Source organism: Vibrio crassostreae 9ZC13 (genome assembly GCF_000272045.2).
Classification (GTDB): domain Bacteria; phylum Pseudomonadota; class Gammaproteobacteria; order Enterobacterales; family Vibrionaceae; genus Vibrio; species Vibrio crassostreae_C.
In genome coordinates this window covers 77570-89261 of sequence record NZ_AJYZ02000041.1, presented here as the reverse complement: position 1 = coordinate 89261, position 11692 = coordinate 77570, and the positions used below count along the sequence as shown (strand labels likewise).

Annotated in this window: 8 protein-coding genes and 3 tRNA genes; 1 reads left to right on the top strand and 10 read right to left on the bottom strand. The window is 45.3% G+C overall.

Annotated features, from left to right (window positions below):
- Nucleotides 1-140 precede the first annotated feature (140 nt).
- The 8 genes from A136_RS14875 to pncC form a co-directional block, all read right to left on the bottom strand.
- Nucleotides 141-233: transfer RNA gene (locus A136_RS14875), tRNA-Ser, on the bottom strand.
- Nucleotides 234-277: 44 nt separating this feature from the next.
- Nucleotides 278-354: transfer RNA gene (locus A136_RS14870), tRNA-Arg, on the bottom strand.
- 43 nt (nucleotides 355-397) lie between these two features.
- A tRNA-Ser gene (locus A136_RS14865) sits at nucleotides 398-490 on the bottom strand.
- A gap of 473 nt (nucleotides 491-963) precedes the next feature.
- Nucleotides 964-1161 (bottom strand): carbon storage regulator CsrA, encoded by a 198-nt coding sequence (csrA, locus tag A136_RS14860; RefSeq protein WP_004415691.1) that lies wholly within the window; start codon nucleotides 1159-1161, stop codon nucleotides 964-966.
- A gap of 92 nt (nucleotides 1162-1253) precedes the next feature.
- Complete coding sequence (locus A136_RS14855) at nucleotides 1254-2435, bottom strand: aspartate kinase (protein ID WP_017063224.1); 1182 nt, start codon at nucleotides 2433-2435, stop codon at nucleotides 1254-1256.
- Between the two features lie 220 nt (nucleotides 2436-2655).
- Nucleotides 2656-5238, bottom strand: a complete 2583-nt coding sequence (gene alaS / locus A136_RS14850) for an alanine--tRNA ligase (protein ID WP_017063223.1) — start codon at nucleotides 5236-5238, stop codon at nucleotides 2656-2658.
- A 332-nt stretch (nucleotides 5239-5570) separates the two neighbouring features.
- Nucleotides 5571-6611 (bottom strand): recombinase RecA, encoded by a 1041-nt coding sequence (gene recA, locus A136_RS14845; RefSeq protein ID WP_017056586.1) that lies wholly within the window; start codon nucleotides 6609-6611, stop codon nucleotides 5571-5573.
- A gap of 139 nt (nucleotides 6612-6750) precedes the next feature.
- A complete protein-coding gene (gene pncC / locus A136_RS14840) occupies nucleotides 6751-7245 on the bottom strand; it encodes a nicotinamide-nucleotide amidase (RefSeq protein WP_029235115.1) in 495 nt (164 codons plus the stop codon).
- Nucleotides 7246-7369: 124 nt separating this feature from the next.
- On the opposite strand from pncC, the gene mutS reads away from it, so the two are divergent.
- The gene (mutS, locus tag A136_RS14835; protein ID WP_017059026.1) at nucleotides 7370-9931 is read left to right on the top strand and encodes a DNA mismatch repair protein MutS; all 2562 of its coding nucleotides are present in this window, start codon (nucleotides 7370-7372) and stop codon (nucleotides 9929-9931) included.
- A gap of 140 nt (nucleotides 9932-10071) precedes the next feature.
- On the opposite strand, the gene rpoS is transcribed toward mutS, so the two are convergent.
- Together rpoS and A136_RS14825 are read right to left on the bottom strand one after the other, a co-directional pair.
- On the bottom strand, nucleotides 10072-11052 hold the full coding sequence (gene rpoS / locus A136_RS14830; RefSeq protein ID WP_017059027.1) for an RNA polymerase sigma factor RpoS: 981 nt from the start codon (nucleotides 11050-11052) through the stop codon (nucleotides 10072-10074).
- A 98-nt stretch (nucleotides 11053-11150) separates the two neighbouring features.
- The coding region (locus A136_RS14825; protein ID WP_017063221.1) for a peptidoglycan DD-metalloendopeptidase family protein at nucleotides 11151-11692 on the bottom strand (542 nt) is incomplete at its 5' end.

Here is an 11692-nt window from a genome sequence, read left to right as displayed (position 1 = left end):
CCGACCGCCTGGTTCGTAGCCAGGTACTCTATCCAGCTGAGCTAAGGACGCACGGTGTTCATTCATTAAGAATGAAGTTGTGAAATATATCACATTCTTCTTGCTACGAAGAAAAAAAAAGGCCATCGGCCTGTAATGAATGGCGGTGAGGGAGGGATTCGAACCCTCGATGCAGCTACAAACCACATACTCCCTTAGCAGGGGAGCGCCTTCGGCCACTCGGCCACCTCACCTAATTCATTATTCTCAAATCACTTACAAGTAAGAGAAGAGAGAATGGCGCGTCCTGGAGGATTCGAACCTCCGACCGCCTGGTTCGTAGCCAGGTACTCTATCCAGCTGAGCTAAGGACGCACATTTACATTGTCTAAATTGCTAATTTTAGACTCGCAAGAAATGGCGGTGAGGGAGGGATTCGAACCCTCGATGCAGCTACAAACCACATACTCCCTTAGCAGGGGAGCGCCTTCGGCCTCTCGGCCACCTCACCGTCTTGCGGAGGCACATATTACGTTTTACCGAAAATATGTCAAACACTTTATTGAAAAAAATTGGACAAAAACACTCAACCGTTTGCTATTTAATCAAAGCGCTTGCAAATTGAACTTATAAGATTCAAATCGCGCTTTTTCCCTTAAAAATTAAGGTGAAAGATTGGCAATAATAAACAGCCGAAAACAATTATCTAATTTCTCCAGCAGCAAGTGCTACCGCTGATGGCACAATACTACGGGATGCGTATTTTCGCCATAGGGGAAGCGAATAAATCTTGAGTTTTGCCAAACAAATACAGAGCAACAGTTCTGTTCAACCTTGTCTGTATCTCGCAGCATCACAAAGCATTCACTTCACCACTTTGAGACCGATCCGTTATCCAACCCATCTATGTCCCAATCAGTGTTTCGGTTCCCCAAGATCAAAAAAGGCTAGCAACAATGCTAGCCTCTTCTCTACGCAAAAGTATTAGTAGTTGCCAGATGCAACGTTACCATTACCTTTTTCAGCTTGAATGCGCATGTAGATCTCTTCACGGTGAACAGATACTTCTTTAGGTGCGTTAACACCGATACGTACTTGGTTACCTTTAACGCCTAGTACAGTAACTGTTACTTCATCACCAATCATCAGTGTTTCGCCAACGCGGCGAGTCAAAATTAGCATTCTTTGCTCCTTGAGTAATCTCTAAATTTATCTAGCTACGAGAGTATTATCCAACAAAAGTTATATTTTCGTAAACTATCGATTGAGTTTATTTAACCAAAATGCACTTCTTTTTTAGGATAACCCTGTGTTTCACGCGCTACGATGTATGCATTGTGTAATATGTTAGCAGCCATATCGACTTGCGTTGGTGATATCACCAAAGTTAAAGACTGCTGCTGCAATAAGTGATGCTGTACATCAATTTCGCCTTCAGACAACAATCCATGTGAACTGACCACAATTTCTTGTGTTCGGCTTCCTACCACAGTTAACAAACTAACCTGTTCACTATTACGGATTTTCTCAGCAAAAACTAGTTTTAATTTGGCACTTATGTCTTGTTTAATAATGAGTGCTGCCCGTTCTGTTTCCTCGATCACACTACAGACTTCGATCCCCAACAGTTGGCAATGTGAAATGAAAGACGGTAAATCTTCATTCAAACACTCGATACGCACCATATCTCTTTGGATGGCGATGCCAGCAATATCATTCAAACACTGATTACCCGCGATCAATGTGCCCTCGCCTTGTTCAAAGCTTGAAAGCACTCGCAATGACACGTTGTGCTGCCATGCATACTGAACACAAGGAAGGTGCAATACCTTAGCGCCTCGGCGAGCCATCTCTTCCATAGAAGGAAAGTCTAAAGTATCTAATTTCTGAGATTGTTTTACGACTCTAGGGTCACAAGAGTAAACACCATCTACATCAGTATAGATCTGGCATTCTTTCGCCTGCAAGGCACCTGCAAGCGCGACCGCTGTAGTATCTGAACCACCGCGGCCTAATGTCGTGATATCACCTTTCGCATTGAATCCTTGAAAGCCTGCAACAATAACAATCTGGTTGTCATCTAGCAGAGCTTGAATCGGAGCAGTATCAATACGCTCAATCGCCGCATTATTATGATTAGAATCCGTGTGTATCTTGGCTTGATAGCCAGTCATCGATGTCGCTTCATAACCTAACTTGTGTAACGTCATTGCTAACAAGGCCATAGAAACTTGCTCGCCAGCCGTTAACAACACATCCAGTTCTCTAGCGTTTGGTACGCTATCAACTTGCGTGGCTAAATTAACTAACCGATTTGTTTCACCAGACATAGCAGAAACGACAACCACGATCTGGTTCCCTTCATTTTTCGCTTCAATGATTTTTTCTGCTACATGATGGATTCGTTCAATTGAACCCACCGACGTTCCACCAAATTTCTGCACGATAAGAGGCATTTTCACCCGTCCTCACCTTCCCAAGACCAATGTCTATATATGACAAAAAAACACATACTCCGCGTCAGGGCGAAGCAATAAAAAATTAACCAAGGAGTCTAACGCCACCATTAGACTTCTTGGTTAATCTCAATCAAACCTTGTTTAAACACACTTCCAATAGGCAAAATAAAAGATGCCCAATCAACTGATTGGGCATCTTTGTATCAATTACTTAAGCTTAAAGACGCTCTTCTAGCCAAGTACGCACAGATTTAAGCGCTTCTGGCAGTGCTGCAACGTCTGTACCGCCCGCTTGAGCCATATCTGGACGACCGCCGCCTTTACCGCCAACTTGCTCAGCAACCATCTTGACGAGATCACCCGCTTTTACTTTGCCGATTAGGTCTTTGGTTACACCAGCAATCAAGCCAACTTTACCGTCTGCTACGTTCGCGATCAGGATGATGCCGCTACCTACTTGGTTTTTAGCGTTATCAACCATAGTACGTAGGTTCTTGTTGTCTGCGCCTTCAATTGCAGCAACCAAAACTTTAGTACCAGAGATGTCTTCTACTTTGCCCATGATGTTTGCGCTTTCTGCAGCAGCCATCTTTTCTTTAAGCAGTTGGATTTCTTTCTCTAGCGATTTCGCTTTCTTAGCTGATTCAGCAAGTTTCTCTTCGTAAGCGTTAGCCTGAGCTTCTACTGCATCTAGTGCAGCTTCACCTGTTACCGCTTCAATACGACGAATACCCGCAGCAATACCACCTTCAGAAGTGATCTTGAATAGGCCGATATCACCTGTGTTTGAAGCGTGGATACCACCACAAAGTTCAGTAGAGAAGTCGCCCATAGATAGAACGCGAACTTCATCATCGTACTTCTCGCCAAACAGTGCCATTGCACCTTTTTCTTTCGCTGACTCGATGTCCATGATGTTCGTTTCAATCACATGGTTCTTACGAACTTGTGCGTTAACTAGACGCTCTACTTCTTTAATCTGTGCTGGTGTTACCGCTTCAAGGTTAGAGAAGTCAAAACGTAGGTTGTCTGGCTTAACTAAAGAACCTTTCTGAGCAACGTGCTCACCTAGCACTTCGCGCAATGCAGAGTGAAGTAAGTGAGTGGCAGAGTGGTTTAGTGAGATAGCAGCTCGACGCTCAGCGTCAACCGTTGCTTCTACTTTATCGCCCTTAGCAAATACACCTTCAACTAGCTCACCGTGGTGCGCAAATGCGTTACCTAGCTTCTGAGTGTCTTGTACTTTGAAAAGACCCGACGCTGTTTTTAGTGTACCAGCATCACCACATTGACCGCCTGACTCAGCGTAGAATGGTGTCTCTTCAAGGATGATGATTGCTTTGTCGCCAGCCGATAGTGAAGCAACCTCTTCGCCGTCAACGAATAGCGCAGAGATTTCACCAGCACCTTCAGTTGCTGTGTAACCACAGAACTCAGTGTTGGTGTCTACTTTGATTGTCGCGTTGTAATCCGTGCCGAATTGGCCTGCTTCACGTGCACGCTTACGCTGTGCTTCCATCGCCTTCTCAAAGCCTTCTTCATCGATAGTAAAATCGCGTTCGCGAGCTACATCGTTAGTAAGGTCAGCTGGGAAGCCGTATGTATCGTAAAGTTTGAAAACTGTTTCGCCGTCAAGCTCTTTGCCTTCAAGTGCATCTAGTGCGTCATTAAGAATAACCATGCCGCGCTCTAGCGTACGACCAAAGTTCTCTTCCTCAATGCGAAGTACTTTTTCAACCAGCTCTTGCTGTTTCTTAAGTTCATCTGCCGCAGAGCCCATCACTTCAGCCAGTACGCCCACAAGTTTGTGGAAGAACACGCCTTGTGCGCCAAGCTTGTTACCGTGACGAACTGCACGACGGATGATACGACGTAGAACGTAGCCACGACCTTCGTTTGAAGGCATAACACCGTCAGCAATTAGGAATGAACAAGAACGGATGTGGTCAGCAATAACGCGTAGCGATTGGTTAGATAGATCGTCATGACCAACAACTTCCGCAGTCGCTTTGATTAGCTTTTGGAATACATCAATTTCGTAGTTAGAGTGAACGCCCTGCATGATTGCAGAAATACGCTCAATACCCATACCTGTATCTACAGCAGGCTTAGGTAGCGGTTCCATTGTGCCGTCAGCGTGACGGTTGAACTGCATGAATACGTTGTTCCAGATCTCGATGAAACGGTCACCATCTTCTTCAGGTGTACCAGGACGGCCGCCCCAGATGTGCTCACCGTGATCGTAGAAGATTTCAGTGCATGGACCACAAGGACCTGTGTCACCCATCGTCCAGAAGTTATCAGACTCGAACTGTTTACCGCCTTCTTTGTCGCCAATGCGAACGATACGGTCAGCAGGAACACCTACTTTCTTGTTCCAGATATCGAATGCTTCATCATCTGTCTCGTATACCGTTACCAGCAGGCGGTCTTTTGGCAGTTGAAGAGTTTCAGTCAGGAATTCCCAAGCAAATCCAATCGCTTCTTCTTTGAAGTAGTCGCCAAAGCTGAAGTTGCCTAGCATTTCGAAGAACGTGTGGTGACGAGCCGTGAAACCTACGTTTTCAAGGTCATTGTGTTTACCACCCGCACGTACACAACGCTGAGCCGTAGTTGCTCGAGTGTAGGCACGCTTTTCGGCGCCTAAGAAGCAATCTTTGAATTGGTTCATACCTGCGTTAGTGAATAGCAGGGTTGGATCGTTATGTGGAACTAACGATGAACTGTCTACGATTTGGTGTTCTTTGCTCTCAAAGAACTTAAGGAACGCGTTGCGAACCTCATCAGTGCTCATGTACATGCAGCTCTTCCTGAAAATAGTCGAGTTAGAATTTTGCCGTATTGTAGATCATGGTTAAGGCTTCGACTAGTTTTCTTGTAGAAAAGACACCCTTGGGCAGGATTTTAGTGGGAATTCGATAAAATGAAGAATATTCCACTATATCTTGCCGTGGAAAAGCAGAACTAAATTGACGACCTAGTACCGAAGAAACTCAGTCAACGAGAGAGATTTGACCAAAGACATGCTCGACGGAGCAGATCCAATAAAAAAGCCCCGCATAAAATATGCGAGGCTTTAAATTCTTTCAAAGCGGATGCTTCTTTCAAACATCCACTCTATAAAACGTGAGCTTATAGCTCTTCGTTTTCTTCTTCTTTCTCTACGTCTTTCTCTTCAAGAACAGCAGGAGTCAGTAGTAACTCACGAAGTTTAGTATCGATCTCTAGAGCAACTTCTGGGTTTTCACGTAGGTATTTACCAGCGTTAGCTTTACCTTGGCCGATCTTATCGCCTTTGTAGCTGTACCAAGCGCCTGCTTTTTCTACTAGCTTATTCTTAACACCTAAGTCGATAAGCTCACCTTCGCGGTTGAAGCCTTTACCGTAAAGGATTTGAGTCTCAGCTTGTTTGAATGGTGCAGCAATCTTGTTCTTAACGACCTTGATACGAGTTTCGTTACCAACAACTTCATCACCATCTTTAATCGCACCAGTACGGCGAATATCAAGACGAACAGATGCGTAGAACTTAAGTGCGTTACCACCTGTTGTTGTTTCTGGGTTACCGAACATCACACCAATTTTCATACGAATTTGGTTAATGAAGATAGCCATACAGTTAGACTGCTTAAGGTTACCCGTCAGCTTACGCATTGCTTGAGAAAGCATACGAGCCTGAAGACCCATGTGGCTGTCGCCCATTTCGCCTTCGATTTCTGCTTTTGGTGTTAGGGCTGCTACTGAGTCAATAACAAGAACGTCGATTGCACCTGAACGAGCCAGTGCATCACAGATTTCCAGCGCTTGCTCACCAGTATCTGGTTGAGAAACAAGAAGTGCATCGATATCAACACCAAGCTTTTGAGCGTAGATAGGGTCTAGTGCGTGCTCCGCATCAACGAATGCACACGTCTTTCCCACTTTCTGTGCTGCAGCAATAAGCTCAAGCGTTAGCGTTGTTTTACCTGATGATTCTGGACCGTAAACTTCTACGATACGTCCCATCGGTAGGCCACCAGCACCTAGTGCGATATCTAGAGATAGAGAACCTGTAGAAATAGTTTCTACGTCCATTGTGCGGTTATCACCAAGACGCATGATAGAACCTTTACCAAATTGCTTTTCAATCTGACCAAGGGCTGCGGCTAACGCTTTTTGTTTATTCTCGTCCATTTCTATCTCCACATAATCGGTTGTCTCAACAAGCGATCTAGAATCTATTTCTAACCCACATAGGGGTGACTAATTGGCTTTCATTATACTGTTGATTCATACAGTGTCTATACCTGTATGAAAATAATTTGTACAAATGTTACTTACCTTCCATTGATAGGTAATCATAAATAACTTGCAGGGCATGGTGCGTGGCTTGTTGGCGTACTTGTGATCTGTCGCCTGTAAATACATGCGTTTCTACTTTATCCCAGCCATTTAGCGCTTTCCACGCGAAGCACACCGTACCAACAGGCTTATTTTCGGTCGCGCCACCTGGGCCAGCAATGCCACTGATTGATACAGAGATCGTCCCGTTTGAATGTTGTAATGCCCCGCTCGCCATTTCTATTACGACAGGCTCACTAACAGCGCCAAACTCCATTAAGGTTTTAAGTTGTACACCTATCATCTCTTGTTTGGCTTCATTGCTGTACGTAACAAAAGCGCGATCAAACCACCCAGAGCTGCCCGCAATATCGGTGACTGCACTCGCGACACCTCCGCCAGTGCAAGATTCAGCCGTCACTAACACGTGTTTGTGTTTAGCGAGTAAATGTCCAAGCTGCTCACTAAGGTCTTGAGTCATCTGCATCATCTGCTTCCCTTTATTTACTGTCATATCATTTGGATTCGCATCTTTTCGCATCAGCCGCTTTTCGCACGAAACGCTTTCACGTATCCTAAGCCGCAATAGAAATAAACGAAAGAAGTTAACTGTGAAAGCCGATCAAAAACATACTCCCATGATGCAGCAGTATCTAAAACTGAAAGCAGAAAACCCAGAAATTCTGCTGTTCTACCGCATGGGCGATTTCTACGAGCTTTTCTACGATGACGCTAAAAAAGCCTCTCAACTCCTCGATATTTCACTGACTAAGCGTGGCTCATCAAATGGTGAACCGATTCCGATGGCAGGTGTTCCATACCATGCGGTTGAAGGATACCTTGCAAAGTTAGTGCAACTTGGTGAGTCCGTAGCAATTTGTGAACAGATTGGTAATCCAGCACTTTCAAAAGGCCCTGTTGAGCGCGCAGTAGTGCGTATCGTGACACCGGGTACCGTAACCGACGAAGCCTTGCTTTCTGAACGCGTTGATAACCTAATTGCAGCCATTTATCACCACAACGGTAAATTCGGTTATGCGACACTTGATATTACCTCTGGCCGATTCCAACTTTGCGAGCCAGAAACAGAAGAAGCGATGGCCGCTGAGCTACAAAGAACCTCTCCGCGTGAGCTGCTGTTCCCTGAAGATTTCGAACCCGTCGATTTAATGGCAAGCCGTAATGGCAACCGCCGCCGCCCTGTATGGGAATTTGAATTAGACACCGCTAAGCAGCAATTGAATAAGCAGTTTGGTACTCGCGATCTGGTTGGCTTTGGCGTAGAAAGCGCGAAACTGGGTCTATGTGCGGCTGGTTGTTTGATCCAATACGTGAAAGATACCCAACGTACTGCCCTCCCTCATATCCGTTCACTCACTATGGATAAACAAGATCACTCGGTGATCCTTGATGCTGCAACTCGTCGTAATTTGGAGATCACGCAAAATCTTGGGGGTGGTACTGATAACACCCTTGCCGAAGTACTTGATCACACTGCGACAGCAATGGGTAGCCGTATGCTTAAGCGTTGGTTACATCAACCAATGCGCAATATATCTGCACTCGATCAGCGCTTAGATGCAATTGGTGAAATGAAAGATTTGGCTCTATTCACAGAACTACAGCCAACCTTAAAACAGATTGGTGATATCGAACGTATTCTCGCTCGATTAGCACTTCGCTCTGCTCGCCCTCGCGATATGGCGCGTCTTCGCCAAGCAATGGAATATTTGCCAGAGCTTGCTGAAACACTGACGCAACTGAAGCACCCATACCTAACTCAACTTGCTCAATATGCTTCTCCTGTGGATGAGGTTTCTGAGCTGCTTGAACGTGCAATCAAAGAGAACCCACCGGTGGTTATCCGTGACGGTGGTGTGATTGCAGAAGGCTACAATGCCGAGTTAGACGAATGGCGCGACCTTGCAGCAGGCGCAACTGAATTTCTTGATAAGCTTGAGCAAGAAGAGCGTGAACGTCATGGCATCGACACGCTAAAAGTTGGCTACAACAACGTACATGGTTTCTTCATTCAAGTAAGCCGTGGGCAAAGCCATCTTGTGCCGCCACACTATGTTCGTCGTCAAACGCTGAAAAATGCTGAGCGTTACATCATTCCTGAGCTAAAAGAGCACGAAGACAAAGTACTTAACTCTAAGTCGAAAGCACTCGCTATCGAGAAACAGCTGTGGGAAGAGTTGTTTGACTTACTACTGCCGTATCTAGAGCGCCTACAAAATATCGCCTCTTCAGTATCTCAGCTTGATGTTCTACAGAACTTGGCTGAGCGTGCAGATACCCTTGATTACTGTCGTCCAACCATGACAGAGTCTGCTGGCGTACAAATTCAGGCCGGTCGTCACCCTGTTGTTGAACAAGTGATGGACGAACCTTTCATTGCTAACCCTATCGACCTGAATGATCAACGTAAGATGCTGATCATCACGGGTCCCAACATGGGTGGTAAATCGACCTACATGCGCCAAACGGCACTCATCGCATTGATGGCTCATATCGGTTGTTATGTTCCTGCAGAAAGCGCAACCATCGGCTCTATCGACCGTATCTTTACGCGTATTGGCGCATCCGATGATTTGGCTTCTGGCCGTTCAACCTTCATGGTTGAGATGACAGAAACCGCAAATATCCTGCACAATGCAACACCAAACAGCCTTGTGCTAATGGATGAAATCGGTCGTGGTACCAGTACTTACGATGGCCTGTCTCTGGCTTGGGCAAGTGCAGAGTGGCTAGCCAATCAAATCAATGCGATGACACTGTTTGCAACGCACTACTTTGAGCTAACTGAACTACCTAACCAACTTCCAACTTTAGCAAACGTACACTTAGATGCGGTTGAGCATGGTGATAGCATTGCCTTTATGCACGCAGTTCAAGAAGGTGCTGCAAGTAAATCTTATGGTCTAGCGGTTGCAGGTTTAGCTGGCGTACCGAAAGCAGTGATCAAGAATGCTCGTGCGAAGCTGACTCAGTTAGAAGCGTTAAGTATGGAGTCGCCAACATCGAAGCCAAGCGGTGTCGATATCGCAAACCAACTGAGCCTGATCCCAGAACCGAGTGAAGTAGAGCAAGCGCTAGCGAATGTTGATCCTGATGATCTAACTCCTCGCCAAGCATTAGAAGAACTTTACCGCTTGAAGAAGCTGCTTTAGTTTCTTACCAAGTAGCTTGTTATGGCCGTACTGCTATTTTGATTAGACGGCATGAAATACCAAAGCCACAAACAAAAAAACGCTGACTTAAAGTCAGCGTTTTTATTTGTCTTCTATTTAGAGAAGCATCATCCGTTCAATTAGTCGTTTTCTACGTTGAACAGGTTTTCCATATTCAGACCTTGCTTGATAAGAATCTCACGTAGACGGCGAAGACCTTCAACTTGGATTTGACGAACACGTTCACGAGTCAGGCTGATTTCGCGGCCCACTTCTTCTAATGTTGACGGTTCATAACCCAGTAGTCCAAAGCGACGCGCAAGCACCTCTTTCTGCTTAGGATTCAGCTCATCAAGCCAGAAAATCAACGAGTTCTTGATATCGCTATCTTGAGTTGAAACCTCAGGATCTGAATTATTGATGTCTGGAATAATATCCAACAGCGCTTTCTCACCGTCACCACCAATTGGCGTATCAACAGAGCTCACTCTTTCGTTTAGACGAAGCATCTTGCTCACATCACCAACCGGCTTATCTAGCTTAGAAGCAATTTCTTCTGCCGTTGGTTCATGGTCAAGCTTTTGTGATAGCTCTCTTGCAGTACGTAGGTAGATGTTCAGCTCTTTCACAACATGGATTGGCAAACGGATAGTGCGAGTCTGATTCATTAACGCACGTTCAATGGTTTGACGAATCCACCATGTCGCGTAAGTTGAGAAGCGGAAGCCACGCTCTGGATCAAACTTCTCTACGGCGCGAATCAAACCTAGGTTGCCTTCTTCGATTAGATCGAGAAGTGCAAGGCCGCGGTTGCTATAACGACGTGAAATTTTTACCACTAAACGCAGGTTACTTTCGATCATGCGTTTACGTGCTGCTTCATCACCGCGTAGAGCTCGACGTGCATATAGCACTTCTTCTTCAGCGGTTAGTAGTGGTGAGAAACCAATTTCGCCTAAGTAGAGTTGAGTGGCATCTAAACTTTTAGACGTAACTTCAACTTCTTCTTTCGCTTCGGTTTTCTTAGTGACTGTTCGTTTTGCTTTTCCAAGAGCTTCCGGTTCCGTGGTTGCTTGGTCAAGATCGAACTCTTCTTTGGTTACTGCATTGCTTATACTCATAACGCCTCCCCCTGGCGAAATTAGCATGACATTACAACTTCATATGTCGCTAAATGACTATGTCACTCCATACAATACGTAATTTTTGCATATTGTATTTAAGGTAAATATCGTTTTGGATTAACGGACTTACCTTGGTAACGAATCTCAAAGTGCAGCCTAACACTGCTGGCTCCAGAGCTTCCCATTGTTGCAATCTTCTGCCCTGGTTTCACACTTTGCCCTTCAGATACTAATAGTCGGTCGTTGTGCGCGTATGCACTTAAGTAATTATCATTGTGCTTCACAATCACTAGATTGCCGTAGCCTCGTAGTGCATTACCCGAATAAACAACCGTTCCCCCTGCAGTAGATACTATTGGCTGACCTCGCTGTCCTGCTATGTCTATGCCTTTATTTCCTTGTTCGCCTACAGAGAAACTCTTGATTACTCTCCCTTTAGTTGGCCATAACCATTTGGATACTTTATCACTTGTTGGCTTGGTGGGCGGTGTAACATTCTGTTTACCTTTAGAACCAACATACTCCTTTGATTTGGATTGTTCAACCTTCTTTGGTGGATCTTTTTTCACCACTTTGGTGGTAGTTTGAGCTGGAGCCGGTTTAGAGTTTTTGCTCTTTTGTGGTGTGGTTTTCGGTT

Coding starts and splice junctions, on each gene's coding strand:
- recA (WP_017056586.1), bottom strand. CDS start 6,611: ATGGACGAGAATAAACAAAAAGCGTTAGCCGCAGCCCTTGGTCAGATT.
- csrA (WP_004415691.1), bottom strand. CDS start 1,161: ATGCTAATTTTGACTCGCCGCGTTGGCGAAACACTGATGATTGGTGAT.
- alaS (WP_017063223.1), bottom strand. CDS start 5,238: ATGTACATGAGCACTGATGAGGTTCGCAACGCGTTCCTTAAGTTCTTT.
- pncC (WP_029235115.1), bottom strand. CDS start 7,245: ATGCAGATGACTCAAGACCTTAGTGAGCAGCTTGGACATTTACTCGCT.
- A136_RS14855 (WP_017063224.1), bottom strand. CDS start 2,435: ATGCCTCTTATCGTGCAGAAATTTGGTGGAACGTCGGTGGGTTCAATT.
- rpoS (WP_017059027.1), bottom strand. CDS start 11,052: ATGAGTATAAGCAATGCAGTAACCAAAGAAGAGTTCGATCTTGACCAA.